This window comes from Campylobacter sp. 2014D-0216, assembly GCF_014931215.1.
GTDB lineage: Bacteria > Campylobacterota > Campylobacteria > Campylobacterales > Campylobacteraceae > Campylobacter_D.
On the sequence record NZ_CP063089.1, the window covers coordinates 1404804 to 1423336 of the forward strand.

Here is an 18533-nt window from a genome sequence, read left to right on the forward strand (position 1 = left end):
TTACTCTATCATCTCATCAGCCTCACCCACTTGGATAAGACCTTGTTCTGCAAGTTTTTGCACCACTTCCACCACTTTTCTTTGTGCTTCTTCTACATCTTTAACACGTACTGCACCTAAAAATCCCATTTCTTCTACAAAAGCTTCAGCTGCACGCGTAGACATATTTGCCATAAATTTTTGCTTTAGATCCTCGCTTGCACCTTTTAAACCTATCATCAAATCACGCTTATCAGCAGCCTTTAAAACCTCTCTAATTGCATTGGTACTAAGTTGAGAAATATCATCAAATGTAAACATTAAATCTTTAATGGTTGTAGCAAGTTTTTCATCGCTTTGTTCAATATAAGAAAGTGTTGTTTTAGAAGCTTTTTGCCCCAAACGATTAAGTACTTCAGCAACAGCTCTTGGACCACCCACTTCAACCTTATAAGAAGTAAGACTTTCGAGTTTGCTTTCAAGTACAGCAGATACTCTTTTGATGATTGAAGGTGAAATATCTCCAAGATTTGCCATTCTAATCACAACCTCAGCTCTTAATTCATCGCTAAAATACTCTAAAGTTTCTGCCGCTTGAGTAGTTTCCATATGCGCCAAAATCAATGCAATGGTTTGTGGATGCTCTTTAATGATAAAGTCTGCAAGTTGTTGTGGTTTGATTTGTGAAAGATAAGCAAAGTTTTGGTTGTTTTCCATACTTTTGGTAAGTTTTTCCAAAATTTTATTGGCAATTTCAGGACCAAAAGTTCTAAATAAAATTTCTTTTGCATATTCCAAACCACCGCTTTTTAAATACTGGTTTGACTGCAATAAAGTATAAAATTCTTCTAATACTGCCGTAGCTACAGGTTTATCAACATTTTTCGCCAAAGCAATATAACGTGAGATTTCTGTAATGACATTAATATCCATATGAGAAAACAAAACTGTCGTTACATCTTCTCCTAATTGAATTAAAAATATCGCAACCTTTTCTGGCATAGAAAGGTCATCATAGACCATTTTTTGTTCTTCGCTAAGCTTTATCATTAGATATCCTTCTCACCAAATTCAGCTTCATTTTCTACAAGCTTTTGTAACAATAGCGCAACTTCTTCACCTTTTTCATTCGCCACAGCCCTTAATTTTTCAAGTAAAACATCATACTGAAGCGCATCTTCATCAAAATTATCTCCAAAGCCAAGTTGTTCTTCAACTTTCTTACGTGCAGCATTGAATTTTTCAATGGCATCTTCAGCCTCATCGATAATTTGCCCATCTTTACCTTCCATTTCTTCTTCAAGTTTGATATCTGCAAGCATTTTTTGAGAAAATGGCACAATAACTTTTTTGTAAAAAATAAAAAGCAATATCGCTGCAAATACATACTTAACAGGCGGGATAAATGGTTCCACAAATTTAGAATAAAAAGTTTGAACCTTGTTTTCAACCTTGACTGTTCTATGAAACTCTAAGTTATTAACTTCAACTGCATCACCCCTAGCAAGATTAAATCCAATCGCACCTTTGGTAAGATTTTCAATAGCTTGAATTTCTTTATCACTCAAAGGAATGTATTCATTTGTTACATTTCCTTGATCATCGGTAATCACTTTATATTTTCCATCAACAACAACAGCTGCTGAAATTCTTTTCACAGTTGCAAATTGCTTAGTAGTGTTGGTAATTTTTTTAGAAATTTCATTATTAGTAGTGGTTTGGTTTTTTGTATAAACCTCGCGTGCACCGTTATTATCTAAACCCTCTACAGGGCCGATGTTTGAAACAGCACCTGGCACTCCTTGGACTTCTTTATCCTTATAACCTTCTCTATGTTCTTCTAAGGTCTGTTCGCTACGTACAACGGTATTTGGATCATATATTTCACTTTGTGATTCTTCTTTAGAAAAATCATAATCAATGCTAACTTTTGCAACAACCCTATCATAACCACCTGCAAAAGGAGCAATAGAAGCAACGATTTTTTGCTCTAGTTCGTACTCTTGGTCTCTTTTGTATTTGATTTGCGCAGCGATTAAGTCGCTTTCAAAAGCACCCTCATCATCTAAAGGAATTCCTTTTTGATCCATGATTTTTACATTTTCAGGGCTAAGCTTTGTAACAGAAGATGCAATTAGGTTTTTAATTCCCATAATTTGCTTTTTATTAAGCTTTAAGCCCTCTTTTATTGTCAAAGCCACTGAAGCAGTTGGCGGGACTTGTTGTTGGGTAAAAAGTGTATCTTTAGCAAAAGCAATATGCACTGTGGCACTATGAATAGGCTCTAAACTTTCAATCGTTCTAGCAAGTTCCCCTTCTAATGCTCTTTGATATTTTACTTTTTGTTCAGCTTCGGTTGCGCCGAATTCTTGTTTATCAAAAAGCTCAAAGCCTACTTTATTATCCTTTGGTAATAACCCAGCAGAAGCAATAGCTAAACGTTGTTTATATACTTGCTCATTAGGCACTAAAATTGTTCCTTCATTACGCAAAATATAAGGAACGCCGCTTTTTTCAAGTTGAGTTACGATCATCGCCGAATCACTAGTATTGGCATTTTCAAATAGTACCGAATATCCAGCTTCACTAGCTACCGTCGAACCACTTCTAAAAAGGGTTAAAAATACTAAAAATCCAACTACAACAACAATAGAAGCAGCAATAATAATACGCTGTCTTAAACTTAAATTTTGATAAAGCTGACCTACTTGGTGCAGTATAGTTTTATAATCCATTTATTTCCTACAAACTAAAAATTTTTAGAAAACTCTTCAAAAAACCTTGAATTTTCATACGCTGTACCTATGCTTATACGCACAGCATTTAGACCATAACTTTGTAAATTTCTTATTATTATACCGTTTTTAAGCAATTTTTCAGATAAATCTGTACTATTTTTTTTATCAAAAAAATATGTGATAAAATTTGTATAACTTGGTATATATTTGATTTGATATTTTTGAGCAAAATCTTCATATAATCGCATTTGTGAAAAATTATTCTCTAAGGTTTTTTGTACAAACTCATCATCATTAAGCGCAGCAACAGCGGCCTTTAAACTTAAATTCGTTACATTAAAAGGTGCTCTTAGTTTACAAAATACATCAATAATCTCTTTGCAAGCTATACCATAACCCACTCTCATACCGCCTAAACCATAAAGCTTTGAAAAAGTTCCTAGGTATATAGTATTTTGAAATTTATTAATTAATTCTTTAGGATCAATACGCTTTTTATCATCTTTAAATGCAGCAAATTCATTATATGCCCCATCAATTGCTACCAAACAATCATCATCAATATTTTCTAAAAATTCAAAAACTGCATTTGCATCTAGACATTCTCCTAAAGGATTATTTGGTAAACATAAAAAAATCACTTTTATTTCATTTTTATGTTTTTGGTATAGCTCACCAAGCTCGTTTAAATCATGGGTTAAACTTGGAGTTTTATACACTTTAACCCCTAATTGTTTCGCATAAATTTCATACATAGCAAAACTAACCCCACATTGCAAATATGCTTTAGAATGATCTAATTTTGCATGCACAATGTATTCTATGATTTGATCGCTTCCACTGCCTATAATGATGTTTTCATTTAAGATGTTGTAACGTTTTGCCAAGGCTTGTTTTAACTCACTCATAGTATCATCAGGATATAAATAAGCCAAGTGCGCATGATCTATAATAGCCCTTTTAGCCTTAGGACTAACCCCATAGGGATTTTCATTACTAGCTAGCTTAATCACCTCATTTAAGCCATATTCTTTAGCGATTAAATCTATATCCTTGCCACTTTCATAGGTTTTAATTGCTTTTAAAAAAGGATTAAATTGCATTGCTTTCTCCTGACAAATAAGACCCAAGCCATTTTATATGATCTGCTTTTTTCAAAACCCTTTGAACACGCTCATCATCAATATGACCTTCAAAATCAATATAAAAACTATGCACAAATTCTCTTGCTTTTACTGGACGTGATTCTAATTTAGTTAAATTAATCCCTTCTTTTTTAAACTCATACAATAAATCACTAAGTCCACCAGGTTTATGTGCAGCAAGCGCTAAAATAGAAGTTTTGCAACCTGACATTTGCGGGATCTTAATATCACTTAAAATCAAAAATCTAGTACGATTAGCCAAATTATCTTCAATAGTTTCAAATAAAACAGGCACATTATAAAGCTTTGCAGCAATTTTAGAACAAATCGCAGCCGAAGTAAAATCTTGTGAAGCTAGATAAGCCGCGTGGGCTGTAGATTTACTCGCGACAAACTCCACTTCGCTTAAATCATGGCTTTCTAAAAAATTTCTACACTGATTATAACCTTGTGGGTGAGAATATATACGCTTAATATCTTTTAAATTTTCACTCATACTTACAAAAGAATGATGAATATCCATGTAAATTTCAGCAAAAATTTTTACCTCTTCATATTTACCAAGACAATCCAGTGTCACACCAACCGCACCTGCAGTATTGTTTTCAATTGGTACTACTCCGTATTTTGCTTCTTTGTGGGCTAATTCTTTAAAAACATCTTCAATATTTGCAAGGGCAATATAATGACTCATCGCACCAAAACGTGTTCTTGCTACTTGGTGTGTATAACTTCCTTCAGGTCCTAAATAAGCTATATTTTGAGGTTTTTCTAAATTTCTAGAGACAGCAAAAATTTCTTGATAAATTGCTTCAATGGCATTTTGATCTAACAAACCATTGTTGTTATTTTTCAACCTATTAATAATAGCTCTTTCGCGCTCAGGCCTATAAATACTCCCACCCAAATTTTGCTTAATTACACCTATGTCTTTAACATAAAGCATTCTTTCGTTTAATAAGGTCAAGATTTTATCATCAATAGAATCGATCTTAGTTCGTAATTTTTCTATCTCTTTCATTTAAACCTCGATACGTAGTAATCCTTAATACTATCATATACAAAATTAAGTTTAGTTGTATCTAAACCTTGAGTGTTAGAAATTTTACCACTTAAAACCAAAGCTGTTTGCATACCAAGTGTATACGCACCAAGCAAATCTCCTTTAAAATCATCACTGATGATCAAAGTATTTTCAAAACTTGCATTTTCATTTTGTAGTTTTAATAACTTTAAAGCACTCTGATAAAAAGCTTTACTTGGTTTGCCAATAACACTATATTCAAACTCTTGTGTATTTTTAAGCATCGCCATAACACTACCTACGCCAGGGTATAATCTTGAGTTTTTCTTATATATACTGCCCTCATGCATTGCAATAGCTTTAATACCATTTTTTACATATTCAATCATATTAGCAAAATCTTGAAATTTAAAATCATCAAAACTTGCCACCAAAAAAGCTTGCGGATTTTTAAAATCAAGTTCATAACCTAAATTTTGAAGTGAATCCAAAAATTCTTTCGCCCCAAAAGCTGCTATTTTACAAGGTTTAAGATGATCTTTTAAAACACTAAAAGGATCAATATATGCTTTTTCATCGATTTCAAAACCCAAATTTTGCAAGTAATTTAAAAAATCTAATTTTTTAGTATTATTGGTGATTACCACATAAGGAATTTTTGCTTTATTCAAAGAACTAATGAGTTCTAAAGCACCATCTATAGGACTTTTATCATGATCTGATATCAAAGTCCCTTGTACATCTAAAAATAACATTTCATTCCTTTAAATACTCAAGTTCTAAAGCAACCTGCTCCTCATAACTTTCTCTTTTTCTAATCATTCTAACCACACCATTTTCTTGCGCAAGCTCACAAACTCTGTTGCGTGAATTATAATTACTACTCATGCTAAAACCATACGCTCCAGCACTTTTTACTACAATCAAATCTCCTGCTTGAGTCTTAGCCAAACTTCGATCTTTGGCTAGAAAATCCCCGCTTTCACATACCCCACCAACAATATCACAAAGACTTTCCTCGCTATTTGCGCCCAAAAGTTCGATTTCATGATAAGCATCATATAAACTTGGTCTTAACAAATCATTCATCGCACCATCAACAATAACAAAACGTTTTTTCTCATTAAATTTTTCATATAAAACTTTAGTCACAAACTCACCTGCATTCGCAACCAAAAATCTTCCAGGCTCCATACCTATACACACATCAAGTCCATGCAAACTTGATAAAATTCCTTGAGCATAATCATATAAACTAGGCTCTTGCTCATCTTTATAACAAACTCCTAAGCCACCGCCAATATCAAAAAATTTGATATTAATTTTAAGAGCCAAAAGCTCTCTTACTAATTTTGCAACAATAATCGAAGCTTCATGAATACTACTAATATCAAGAATTTGAGATCCTATATGAAAATGCACACCAACAGGTTCTAAATAGGCTGAATTTTTCGCATAAATATACATTTTTTTAGCATTTTCTATATCTACACCAAATTTATTTTCATGCAAACCTGTAGAAATATAAGGATGAGTTTTTGCATCTACATTGGGATTTACCCTTATACTTATACGCGCAACTTTTTGATTTTCTTTTGCAATTTGCTCTAGAAGCAGCATTTCTTCTTGGCTTTCTAGATTAATATATAATATATTTTGCTCTAATGCGTATTTTAATTCATCTGCACCTTTACCTACACCGCTAAAAATAATTTTATAATTTTTCGCTCCTGCTTTTAACGCTCTATAAATTTCCCCTGCACTAACACAATCAAACCCACTATCTAAAGAAGCCAAAAACTTTAAAACACTTAAATTAGAATTTGCTTTTACAGCATAAAAAATTTGAGATTTTCTTGCCTTAAAAGCATCTTTTAGCATTGTAAAACGCTCTTTGATTTTATCAAAATCATAAATATAAAAAGGAGTGTTGTATTCTTTTGCTAATTTAAAATAATCCATAAAAAACCTTTTTTAGTTATTTGTGTTTAATATAATAAAAACTTCCTATACTCATCAAAATAAACACCGGTAACATTATACCAAGCTCTGGAAGTAAAATTTCATTTTCGCTTAATCTTGTGAATAAAAACAACATTCCCCAAACCAAAAGAATGCATACAAAAAATACAAAAGCTAAAAGCGCAAGGTTGAAAAATCTTGCGGTTAAAGGAAAGTAATAATACACAATAAGCATTAAAAAAGGCGCAAAAAAAGGTGTAAGTATCAAAGAATACAAGCTACTTCTAAGTGTATTGGTTGAGATATTTTGTTTTGCAAAAATCAACATGCTTTCTAAAGCATCTAAAATAGAATATGAAGGCTTAGTATCTATAAGAGAAATTCGCTCTAGTATCTTTGGAGAAAAATTCTCCAAGCCTTTGATATTTTGAAATTCTTCAATGCTTAAGCCTTCTTTTGAAACAACCAAATCCTTTGGAATATTTGTTGCCTTAGCATTATTTAAATTCCAAGAGTTTCCATCAAATTTAGCACTTTTTGCTTGGGTTATGCTTTGTATGTTTAAATTATCTACATCAAAAATTTTTACATTGTATAGAGTTTGAGAGCTTGTTTTTTCTATATAAATAAATTTATTATTGTATTTGATTAAAATCTCCCCTCCTTCTCTATCTACAACACCTCGTTTTAAAATATTACTTTTATATTCATCTGCATAAGCAAAAGGAGTGAAATTTAGGCCTACATAAACACAACAAAAAAACATCGCCCAAATAAAAGGGTACAAAATCACTTGGTTTTTACTTAAACCCAAAGCATACAAACTCACAAATTCATTTGAGCGTATCATGTTAAATACACATAAAACCAAAGCAAGAACTATAGCTAAAGGTAGTATATAAGAAGCTGCTGAACATGTTAAAAAAAAGATATATAATAATTCCAAATTTGCACTTTTTGGCAATCTATTAAAATTAAGTAAAAAATCAATAGCTACAAAGAAAAAAGTTAAAGAAAAAAATAAGATAAAAAATGATTTAAGATATAAAGATGAAATATAACGAAAAAAAATACTCATTATCTAACTTTTTAAAGAATATTTCGAAGCAATTTTTTCTACATTAGAATCTAAAAGTTCAAATAAAGCTTTTTTACTATGTTCTAAAACCTTAGCTAAACTTTCTTTTTCATCTTGCTCAAATTTACCCAAAACATGAGAAACCACATCTTGACCTTTTCCCACACCTATACGTACTCTCTCATAAGCATTCCCACAAAGACTATCAATACTTTTAAGCCCATTATGACCACCGCTTGATCCGCCCATTTTAAATTTCAGTGCACCTAAATTTAAGTCAATATCATCATGGATTACGATAATCCTATCGCATTTGTAGTATTCACTAACTGCTTTAACGCTTTCTCCGGATAGATTCATATAAGTGGAAGGTTTTAAAAAAAGAGTAGAAGAACTTTTAAAAAGTTCTCCTTTAAATTTAGCATTTGAAAGTTTTGTTACTTCCAAATCTTCTATAAGCAAGTCAATCAGCATAAACCCGACATTATGTCTAGTTTGCTCGTATTGTTCTCCTATATTACCAAGTCCTACGACTAAGGTCATTTTATCTTGCTTTTTCTACGCCAACTACAGCTACTCTATCAGCATCAACCATAGTTACACCTTCAGGTACAACTACATCACGAATTAAAAGTGCATCACCTACATCAAGCTTAGTAACATCTAATTCAAAATAATTTGGTAAGTTTTCAGCTGCACATTTTACTTTTAATCTTCTTTTTGATTGGATTAAAACACCTTTGTTTTTGAGACCCATTGCAGTTCCTACGATTTTTACAGGAACCATATATTTAGAAACAACACCTTTTTGTGCTACTTTTAAATCCACATGCTTTAATTCTGCTGTTACAGGATCTTTTTGGTAATCTACCACTACAACGTTTAATACTTTATCTCCAACTTTTACATCAAAAGCTAAAGTGGTTTTTTTGCGTACTTCTTTAATAAATTCATTTACTTTAAAAGCAGCATTGATGTTTTCTAATCCTTTTCCGTAGATGTTTGCGATTAGATAACCATCTCTTTTTAAAGCTTTAGCAGCTTTTCTACCGATACTCTCTCTAACGATACCTTCTAACATCTGTTTCCTTTCTAAAAAAATAAACGCTAATTATATCTAAATAAGTTTATAAAGATTTTAAAATATCTTCATATGCGATACAAAATTGTTCTAAACCATCATCAAGCAAATCTTTACAAGCTTTACTTAAAGCATCTTTTGAAATATTTGCATTGAGCTTTTTCTCTATACACTCATCTTTCAAAGGCTCTTTAAATACAAGCGTTTTACCTTTAAAAGCCATAATAGCATCTAAAGGTGCAGTGTTGATAGCTTTATCGTATAACAACTCTTTAATATAATAATCTTTTTCTAAATCATCACCCTTTACCCCAGTACTAGCAAACAATGCTCTAATGTTAGCTTCTTCTTGCTTGATGATATAATTATAAGCCTTAGTTGCTGTAAGAATTCCTATATAGTTTTTATCTAGAACTTGATGATTTAAAAGCCTATCAAAACGGCTTACAAAAATACTAATCACAGCCTGTGGTTCTTTTCTTGCTGCAATGTTATTTTTTCTAAACTCTTTTAATCCTAAACTCAAAGCTTCAAAACACTTTTTAGTTTGCTCAAAATCAAAAATCAAAGTTGCATTTACACTAATACCATTTTTCATCAATTCTTGCATCACCTCATAAGAAGCTTCAGTAGCAGGAATTTTCATCATCACATTTTCTTTGGCAATTTGCGTGTATAGTCTTTTTGCTTCAGCCAAAGATAAGCTTGTATTATCTTTTAGTCTTGGATCAATTTCAATACTAATAAAACCATCGTTATTTTCATAATAATTCACAGCGAGTTTGTCTGCAGCTTTAGCGATATCTTCTATCGCTAGGTGTTCATACAAAGATTTTTTATCCTGCATATTTAGTTTTTTGATTTTTTCTTTGTAAACATTTGAATTAAGAATTGCGTTTTTAAAAATTGCAGGATTTGATGTGGCGCCATTAATTGTTTTTGACTGGATTAAATCCAAAAACCCATGATCTAAAAATTCATTTTCTATAAAATCACACCATAAAGAAAATTGTTTCATTGAATTACCTTTATTATCTCTTTTAAATCTTTTTTGTCTATACAAATATCTGCATGAGATTTTAAAATTGCTTTGGCACAAAAGGCTATTTTTAAACCACATTCTTTAAACATAGAAATATCATTAGCCCCATCGCCAACACACATTATTTCTTCTGTTTTTAAATTTAAAAACCTTTTTACTCTTTGTAGGATAATGCCTTTTGAGTCGCTAAACATAATTTCTCCACCTACTTTTCCAGTTAAAAAACCATTTTTTTGATGTAAAAAATTAGCATAGCCAAAATCAAATTGAAGTTCATCTTGTAGTAAATCGATTCCTTCATGAAAACCGCCACTAAAAACAATGATTTTTATATCTTTGCTTTTTAAATACTCACATAATTCTTTAGCGCCTTTCATCAAGGGTAAGTTTTCGCAGCATTTTTTTACTTGCTCGATTGGCATACCTTCTAGCAAGGCCACTCTCGCACTTAAGCTTTCAAAAAAATCAAGTTCACCATTCATTGCTTTGTTGGTGATCGCTTTTACAGCATCACCAACATTATATTCATCTGCTAAAATATCAATGGTCTCTCCATCCATTAGCGTAGAATCAAAATCAAAGGCACAAAGCTTTATCATCAAAACTCACGCTTTAACAAAGCTTCAGCTTTTAATATAGTTAAGATATTTTCTTCTCTTTTTCCTATACCAAAAATCATACCTTTTTCTTTCAATAAAGTTTCAGGCGGCGGATCAATTCTGCTTCTGTGAATTTTGATAGCCTCTGTTAGTCTATCTATCACAAATCCCGCATTACCTGCAGGAGTTTGATTGCCATTTGCTATACCCTTTAAAACAATATATCTTGTTTGAGGTGTCATTTTTGAACCACCTTGATTAAATCTTTTTGCAAGATCAATCAAAGGCATTACATTACCCCTCATATTAAACACACCCAATACATAATCAGGTACGCTTGGAACCCTAGTATACTCTATAGGTTTAATAATCTCTTGGATATTAAGAATTGGAATAGCATATTCCTCATCTCCTACCACAAAACCAACAAGCTGAATAATATCCTCTTCTTTATCCACATCTGGTTCTGCAATTTGCGCTTGTTGTTTTTGCAAAACCTGGCTTAATTTATCATTCATCTTCTTATCCTAGTTTTAAATTTTTTCTAACTACATTTTCTAAGTACTCTGGAGAGTAAGGCTTAGTAATATACTCAGTCATTCCTACTTCCACACCTCTTAAACGGTCTGATTTACTAGTTCTTGAAGTTACTGCAACAAGCGGAAGGTTTTTGTATTTAGAATATTTTCTAATCTCACCTGCTAAAGTGTAACCATCCATTCTTGGCATTTCGATATCAATAAGCACTGCATCAATATCATGCTCGCCTGATTTGATCGTGTTTAAAGCTTCTACACCGTTAGTTGCTTCTATAATGCTTACTCCTAGTGGTTCTAATGATTTTTGCATGATATTTCTATCCATCTTAGAATCATCTACTATAAGCACGGTATAATCGCTTGGTTTTTCTTTAACCGTTTTTTTAGATTGTGATTCAATTTGAGCTTTAATATCTACTTTAATTTCTTTTGCAATATCCATCATAGCTGCAACATCGATGATTAATGTAACTCTACCATCTCCACGAATAGTTGCTCCTGCTATACCTTGAATGTTTTGCAAGTATTCACCCATAGATTTAATAACAATCTCTTCTTGACCCACTAAAGTATCAACTATGATACCCAATTTGCTTTCTGCCACACCAATAACAACCACATAAGTTTGATCAGTATTTTCAAGCACTTGTTTTACACCAAAAACATCTGAAAGTCTTACTAAAGATAAAACTTCATCTCTTAAGCGCAATACATTTTTGCCTTCAATGGTGTATATATCATCAATTGGCACTCTAACTGTTTCAAGAACGCTTGCAAGTGGAATTGCATAAAATTCTTCTTGCGTACCCACAAGTAGTGATTGAATAATCGCTAAAGTAAGTGGAATTTTAAGCTTCATCACAGTGCCTTTTCCAAGCTCACTATCAATCTCGATTACACCATTTAATTTTTCAATATTTGTCTTAACAACGTCCATTCCAACGCCACGACCCGATACATTAGTAATCTTAGCAGCGGTTGAGAAACCTGGTTTGAAAATCAGCGCAAATGCTTCTTTGTCGCTCATTTGATCTGCTTCACGCTCTGTGATTAAGTTTTTCTCTATTGCTTTTGCTTTTAACGCATCTGCATCTAAACCTTTACCATCATCTGCAATTTCAACAACAATGTGGTTTCCTTCATTGTAAGCTTTAAGATTAACCGTTCCTTTTTCTGGCTTACCATTTGCTGCACGTGTTGCTGGATCTTCGATACCATGGTCACATGAATTTCTAATCATATGCATAATCGGATCGCCGATTTCTTCTACAATTGACTTGTCAAGTTCGGTTTCTTCCCCTGAAATTTCAAGCTCCATTTGTTTACCAAGCTCACGACCCAAGTCACGTACAACTCTTGGGAATTTGTTGAAAACTTTTGCAATAGGCTGCATTCTTGTTTTCATTACCGCAAGTTGAATATCTGTTGTAACGATACTAAGCTGTGATACAACTTGATTTAATTCTTCTAAGAATTTTTCACCATCATATCTTTCTTCAACATCATCATAAATTTTTAACAAGCGGTTTTTACCCAATACTAGCTCACCAATTAAATTCATCAAGTGATCAAGTCTTTTTACTTCAACCCTAATGGTCTGATCCATATTTGCACCGCTGCTTCCACCACCTGCTGCAGGAACTTTTTTCTCAGCAGTTGCACCTTGTGCTTGCGGAGCTGCTTTAGCAGGAGCTGCTTTGGTTTCTTGTGTTTTTTTCTTTTCTGCGCGTCTTGCTTGATCTTCTGCTTTTCTTACTTTTAAAAGTCTTTCGATCTCTGCTTCCACTTCATCATCGCTTAGTTTATTCACATCTACTTCAGGCTCTTCAGCTTTTGGCTCTTCTTTAACTTCTTCTTTTACCTCTTCGGTTTTAACCGGTGCAACAGATTCTAAACTTTCACCTTCTGAAATAGCTGTCAATCTTGCGCAAATTGGAGCAATATCAAGCCCAATAGCTGTATCATTTCCATTATCTCTAATAGAATTTAATAAAGTCTTCATCATATCAATAGACTCTAAAACCACATCCATTACTTCAGGAGTAATTTTAAGTTCATTATGTCTTGCTTTATTTAAAACATCTTCCATGTGATGAGTAAGTTTTGTTAGAACATCAAAATTTAAAAAGCTTGATGAACCTTTAACAGTATGTGCAACACGGAAAATTCTATTTAATAGTTCTAAGTCTTCAGGATTTGCTTCTAATTCAACCAAATCATGGTCAATTTGCTCGACTAATTCAAAGGCTTCAACTAAAAAATCCTCAAGTATTTCTTGAATATCTTCCATTTTTACTCCTCACCTTTTTCATGTTTTTTAATAACACGAGAAATTTCAGCAAAGAAATCACTTGCGTTAAATTTAACCAAATACCCTTCACCACCTGCTTCTTTAACACCTTTATCACTCATAAATTCATTAGATAAAGAAGAGTTAAATACGATAGGGATATTTTTAAATCTCTCATCTTCTCTTACTTTAGCTGCAAAGTGGAAACCATCCATTTGTGGCATCTCTACATCGCTTACGATAATTCTTAGCTGTTTTTTCAAATCATCGCCATAGGTATTATGCAATTCTTCTAGTTTTTGCAGACCCTCTGCGCCATCTTTAGCCTCTACAACTTTTAAGCCGATTTTATTTAACAAGTCTTTTACGAGCTTTCTTGCAGTAGAGCTATCATCAAGCGCTAGTGCCATACCTTCAATTTTTTGGATTTTATCATCTTCAATATCAGTTTGCGGGGTATAAATTCCAAGTTCTTGCACAATGCTTTCTAAGTCTAAAATCAACAATACCTCATCGCCCTCGATTTTAGTTACACCTGTAATTTTACCCTTATCTAAACTACCTGCGCTTGTTGCAAAAGTAGCTGGCTCGATATTTTTCCAATTAATTCTACGAATTCTTTTTGCCTCATGTACGATAAAACCGATTAACACATTACTAAACTCAGTAATGATTACCCTAGGTTTTATATTTGTCATTTCTGGTTCTTGAATTTGCATCCACTTAGCTAAGTTAATCACAGGAATTACCACGCCACGAAGGTCAAAGATACCTTCAACATACTCAGGCACTCCTGGAATTTCAGTCAAGAAAGGAATTTTAATAATCTCTCTAACTTTAGAAACATTCACACCATAAATTCCCTCATAGACTTTATCTTGGCCTTGCTTAAAGATGCGAAAATCAACAAGTTCCATTTCATTTGAACCTGTTTTAACGACATTCTCATCAAACATTATGCCTCCTTAAGTTCTATTTTGTGAAATCTGATTTCTGAGTTATATTCTACTATAAAAAAACTTTCCTTGTATGCAAAAGTGGGTAAATTTAGATATTTTACATCTTCTTCTTGCAAAAAAAGATCTTGATGATAATGTCCTTCGATCACAAATGTAGCACCATAATGCTTTAGGCGCTCTTTCACCATAGAAGAAAAATGAGGAATTTTTCTAGCAAGCTGTTTTTTGTATTGTTTTTTTAAAATTGTTTGGGTGATTTTTTCTTTGCTAATGATGTTTAAAAAATTTAAAATGCGTAGTAAAAAAGAATTCCTTAAACTCTTCAAACAAAACTGTAAAAAAGGTTTTAAGAAGATATCCCCGTGAGCTAATTTTACCGGTGTATGATCTTGAAATTCACAAAGCACAGGTTGCTGGTTTATGTTAAAAACTTTCACTTTTTTAAAAAATTTAGCCAAATTAAAATCATGATTGCCTTCTAAATAAATGATTTCAATCTCATCGGCAAGTTCTTCAAGTAAATCTATATAAGCTTTTGCAAATTCATGCGTGGCTTTTACTTCATACACTAAAAGATCAAAAATATCACCCATTAAAAAAAGTTGAGGAGTTTGAAGTTTTTTTTGTTTTAAGGCTTGTAAAAACTCCCAAAAACCACGCCTATTCTCATTTTCATGCGCATCAGCAATAAAAATAGCCTTGTTTTTAATATAGATCAATATTTTGCTTTCTCATATTTTAATATTTTATCATAATCTGCTTCACCATTAAAAAATCTAATGCGATTAAGATTAAACTTTTCGCTTAATACATCTCTACTTTCTTCATAATCCTTAACTTGAATACCCCCAACGGTTGCCATTGTATGAATCAAATCATCTGTCATAAACGGTCTATCTTTGGCTTTGACTATTTTATTTAATAATTCTGGATTATTTTGTTTAAATTTATCACTAACTATAAAAAAGAACGGAATTTCAGCGGTAAATCTTGAAGTTACAAAATGTTCTGCTTTATCCCTGTACTCATAGACACTTTCACCATGATCACTAATATAAACAATAATCGCTTCCCTATCTTTAAACAAGTTAAAAACTTCATTAATAAAATAATCATTATAAAGAACTGCGTTTGCGTAGTTGGCTACCACTTTTTTTTCTTCGAGTCCAAGATTTCTATTGTTAATATTATCTGCATCAAATTTAGCATAGCTTTTATCATATCTTCTATCATACTTAAAATGCGTACCCATTAGCTGAATTACAAAAAAATCTTTTATGCCAACTCTATCTTTAATAAGGGGCAACATATCTCCATCAAGAGCTTTGGTAAAAATTTTATCATCAGTTGCAAATTGATTTAAGAAAAAAGTTTCTTTCGCACGATTTGCAACAGCAGTGGTAATACTCGTGTGTCCGCTCATTGGCTCATGATTTGATAAAAAAAGACTATCATATCCGGCTAATTCAAACAAATCAACGATATTCAATCTATCATACCAATTTTCCTCATTTTCTATATTTGAGAAATTCATAACCCTTCTTAGTGATGCTTGAGTGCTAGCAAAAGGGGATATTGTATCGCTAAATTTTATTAAATTTCCTTTTTTCTCTAATGCAACCAAATTCGGAGTAGTATTTAAATCATACCCATATAAACTCATATAATTTCTTTGGGTACTTTCTCCTACAATAAAAACAATATCAAAATCATTTTGTTTAGTCAGAATATATTTATTGCTTTTATATTCATCTGCTATTTTTTTATAGTTTTTTAAGTAAAAATTATAATTTGCCCACACTCCTGTGTCTGCATAATAGTTATAAATTTGTAAAGGTATATCAACCACAAAAATAGAATTAACCTTATCTAATGAATTTACACCATGTTTTTTGATAAAATAGCGATTAGCTGTATCTAAAAGCAAAGCTACAATCACAAAAATATAAACACCGCATAAAAAATAATACTTCTTTTTATCAAATCGAAAAAAATTATTTTTTATGGCCTTAAAAAAAGCAATGCATGCTAAAATAAAAACCAAAAAAACAATGCATGCTAAAATAGATTCTATATTTATATAAAACTCCATAAATTCATAAATTTCTCCTAAATTTGTTTGAAGAAAAAAATCCATAAACATAGGATTAAATTTAGCAGAATAATTTACCAACAAATAAGCTTGTAATATAAAAACAACAACTGCATATATCGTTAAAAAATAAACAACATACTTAGTTCTTTCCTTTAAAAAAATAAAAAACAGATGAATAATAAAAACATTTACCACAAACATTATGAAGATATTTTTTATAGCCTTAAATATTACCCATTCATAAATTTCTCTTTCAAAGGTCAAATAACTCCACCATAGCGAAATACTTGTATCTAAAATAAAAATTAAAAAAATATACGGAAAATACTCAACGACAAAATCGAAATATCTTTTTTTTTGCATTAAAATTCCAAAGCTTTATATTCTATAGAGATGATTTCAAATTCACTTTCACCTTTTGGCAAGCGTACTTTAAAATCATCGCCTTCTTTTTTACCAAGCATTGCTTTAGCAATAGGCGAACTAATAGAAATATAACCTTTTTCTAAATTTCCTTCATTAACTCCTACTAAAGTATAGGTGCTTTGTTTTTCACTGTCTAAATCTTCTACTACCACAGTTGAGCCAAATTTCACGCTATCGTGCTCATAAGAAGATGGGTCGATGATTTGCGCTCTTGAGATCAAATCTCCAAGTTCTGCTATCTTGCCTTCTATGAAAGCTTGTTTTTCTCTAGCTGCGTGATATTCTGCGTTTTCTTTTAAGTCGCCATGGCTTCTTGCTATGTCTATTTCTTCTACCACTTTTGGACGTTCAACTTTTTTTAAATGCTCTAATTCTTTTTCTAATTTCTCATAGCCATATTTACTCATAGGTTCTTTTTGCATAATTTATCCTTGTTTGATTTCATAAAGTATTTTAGCCAAATTTTTTGCACTTGCAAATTGCAAATATTCTTTTAAAAAATCTACTTTATCAAAAAATGCCTTATAATCGTATTTAAGATAAGCTTGATGTAAATTTTTCACACTCACTTGCTCTTGTAAAAATTCAGGATTGAGCTCGCTTTTTCCTGCAAAATCTAAAAAAATATTTGCAAGGCCTATATGCTTAAGCTTCACAAAACATCTTGCGATAAATACATCAATAGCTTTAGCTTTATAAGCAAGCACAAAAGGCGTGCCAACCAAAGCCGCTTCAAGCGTAGCTGTACCACTACAAATAAAAGCAAAATCAGCATTTTTAAGCACTTTTGGGGTATTAGTTTGAATTTCAAAATTACTCACATTCCCGTAAATTTCTAGTCTTTTTAAATTAAACTCTGGCACACAAAGGATTTTTTTGCCTTTAAATTTAGTGCTTAACTCTCTAAAAATAGGCATCAAACGCTTTATTTCGCTTTTTCTCGAGCCCGGTAAGAAAGCGATGACTTTTTCATCATCATTTTTTGAAAGTATAGAATTTACATCTTCTTGGCTTTTAAACTCTTTTATCTCATCTAAAAGTGGATGTCCTACATAAGTGCTTTTGCTAAAAAACTCACTATCAAAAGGCAAGATAGAAGCTAGCACATCAAAATGACTTTCTATGATAGGTATACGACCTTTTTTCCACGCCCAAACTTGAGGTAAGATATAATAAATTCTTTTTACTTTAGAATTTGCTTTTTTTAAAGCTTTTGCAAAAGGTATGTTAAAAGCGGGAGAATCTATACATAAAATCGCATCTATTTTTTGAGTAAGACTTAAATTTACTAGCTCTTTTATGGCTCTTTTAGCTTTTAAAATGAGAGGCAAAACCTCTATAAAACCCATAGCACTAAACTCATGTGAACTATAAAGTGGCTTGGAATTTAAACCAAATTCTTTACACAAACTCTCATCATAAATTCCCACTAGATCAAATTCTTTATACTCATTTTCATAAGCTTTTAAAACTTCTTTTAAATGCAAATTTGCTGAAGGCTCTAAGGCACAAACTAAAAAGGTTTTCATTAACTTACCTTACAATACAATTTAAAATATTCTAACAAATTTTAACT

18 protein-coding genes are annotated in these 18533 nt (G+C 31.9%); all 18 read right to left on the minus strand.

What is annotated here, in order from left to right:
- From fliG to lpxB, 18 genes are read right to left on the minus strand one after another with little or no spacing between them, the layout of a single operon-like run.
- Complete coding sequence (fliG, locus tag A0083_RS07055) at positions 1 to 1029, minus strand: flagellar motor switch protein FliG (RefSeq protein ID WP_043020181.1); 1029 nt, start codon at positions 1027 to 1029, stop codon at positions 1 to 3.
- Entirely contained in the window at positions 1029 to 2714 is a 1686-nt protein-coding gene (gene fliF, locus A0083_RS07060; RefSeq protein ID WP_197553048.1) for a flagellar basal-body MS-ring/collar protein FliF, read from the minus strand. Before fliF ends, fliG begins: the two co-directional genes overlap by 1 nt.
- Before the next feature lie 14 nt (positions 2715 to 2728).
- A complete protein-coding gene (hisC, locus tag A0083_RS07065) occupies positions 2729 to 3820 on the minus strand; it encodes a histidinol-phosphate transaminase (protein ID WP_197553050.1) in 1092 nt (363 codons plus the stop codon).
- Positions 3810 to 4883: a prephenate dehydratase gene (pheA, locus tag A0083_RS07070; protein ID WP_197553052.1), complete on the minus strand. Its 1074-nt coding sequence runs from the start codon at positions 4881 to 4883 to the stop codon at positions 3810 to 3812. Before pheA ends, hisC begins: the two co-directional genes overlap by 11 nt.
- Positions 4880 to 5641 (minus strand): HAD-IIA family hydrolase, encoded by a 762-nt coding sequence (locus tag A0083_RS07075; protein WP_197553054.1) that lies wholly within the window; start codon positions 5639 to 5641, stop codon positions 4880 to 4882. The genes pheA and A0083_RS07075 overlap by 4 nt, the downstream gene beginning before the upstream one ends.
- Position 5642: 1 nt before the next feature.
- On the minus strand, positions 5643 to 6848 hold the full coding sequence (gene lysA, locus A0083_RS07080) for a diaminopimelate decarboxylase (protein ID WP_197553056.1): 1206 nt from the start codon (positions 6846 to 6848) through the stop codon (positions 5643 to 5645).
- A 16-nt stretch (positions 6849 to 6864) separates the two neighbouring features.
- Complete coding sequence (locus A0083_RS07085) at positions 6865 to 7926, minus strand: LptF/LptG family permease (RefSeq protein WP_197553058.1); 1062 nt, start codon at positions 7924 to 7926, stop codon at positions 6865 to 6867.
- 3 nt (positions 7927 to 7929) lie between these two features.
- The gene (gene pth, locus A0083_RS07090) at positions 7930 to 8469 is read right to left on the minus strand and encodes an aminoacyl-tRNA hydrolase (RefSeq protein WP_197553060.1); all 540 of its coding nucleotides are present in this window, start codon (positions 8467 to 8469) and stop codon (positions 7930 to 7932) included.
- Between the two features lies 1 nt (position 8470).
- Positions 8471 to 9007: a 50S ribosomal protein L25/general stress protein Ctc gene (locus A0083_RS07095; protein ID WP_197553062.1), complete on the minus strand. Its 537-nt coding sequence runs from the start codon at positions 9005 to 9007 to the stop codon at positions 8471 to 8473.
- Between the two features lie 46 nt (positions 9008 to 9053).
- Positions 9054 to 10025, minus strand: coding sequence for a transaldolase (locus tag A0083_RS07100; RefSeq protein ID WP_197553064.1), 972 nt, complete (start codon positions 10023 to 10025; stop codon positions 9054 to 9056).
- Positions 10022 to 10648, minus strand: coding sequence for a phosphoserine phosphatase SerB (serB, locus tag A0083_RS07105; protein ID WP_120760055.1), 627 nt, complete (start codon positions 10646 to 10648; stop codon positions 10022 to 10024). Before serB ends, A0083_RS07100 begins: the two co-directional genes overlap by 4 nt.
- Positions 10648 to 11166 carry a chemotaxis protein CheW gene (locus A0083_RS07110; RefSeq protein ID WP_120760057.1) on the minus strand — a complete coding sequence of 173 codons (519 nt, stop codon included), beginning with the start codon at positions 11164 to 11166 and terminating at the stop codon, positions 10648 to 10650. The genes serB and A0083_RS07110 overlap by 1 nt, the downstream gene beginning before the upstream one ends.
- A gap of 4 nt (positions 11167 to 11170) precedes the next feature.
- Positions 11171 to 13477, minus strand: a complete 2307-nt coding sequence (locus A0083_RS07115; protein ID WP_120760058.1) for a hybrid sensor histidine kinase/response regulator — start codon at positions 13475 to 13477, stop codon at positions 11171 to 11173.
- 2 nt (positions 13478 to 13479) lie between these two features.
- Positions 13480 to 14433 carry a chemotaxis protein gene (locus A0083_RS07120; RefSeq protein ID WP_120760060.1) on the minus strand — a complete coding sequence of 318 codons (954 nt, stop codon included), beginning with the start codon at positions 14431 to 14433 and terminating at the stop codon, positions 13480 to 13482.
- Positions 14433 to 15155, minus strand: a complete 723-nt coding sequence (locus A0083_RS07125) for a UDP-2,3-diacylglucosamine diphosphatase (RefSeq protein ID WP_197553066.1) — start codon at positions 15153 to 15155, stop codon at positions 14433 to 14435. The genes A0083_RS07120 and A0083_RS07125 overlap by 1 nt, the downstream gene beginning before the upstream one ends.
- Positions 15152 to 16894, minus strand: a complete 1743-nt coding sequence (locus tag A0083_RS07130) for a phosphoethanolamine transferase (protein WP_197553068.1) — start codon at positions 16892 to 16894, stop codon at positions 15152 to 15154. Before A0083_RS07130 ends, A0083_RS07125 begins: the two co-directional genes overlap by 4 nt.
- Positions 16894 to 17379 carry a transcription elongation factor GreA gene (gene greA / locus A0083_RS07135; protein WP_039664536.1) on the minus strand — a complete coding sequence of 162 codons (486 nt, stop codon included), beginning with the start codon at positions 17377 to 17379 and terminating at the stop codon, positions 16894 to 16896. Before greA ends, A0083_RS07130 begins: the two co-directional genes overlap by 1 nt.
- A 3-nt stretch (positions 17380 to 17382) precedes the next feature.
- Positions 17383 to 18486 (minus strand): lipid-A-disaccharide synthase, encoded by a 1104-nt coding sequence (gene lpxB / locus A0083_RS07140; RefSeq protein WP_197553070.1) that lies wholly within the window; start codon positions 18484 to 18486, stop codon positions 17383 to 17385.
- Positions 18487 to 18533: the final 47 nt, after the last annotated feature.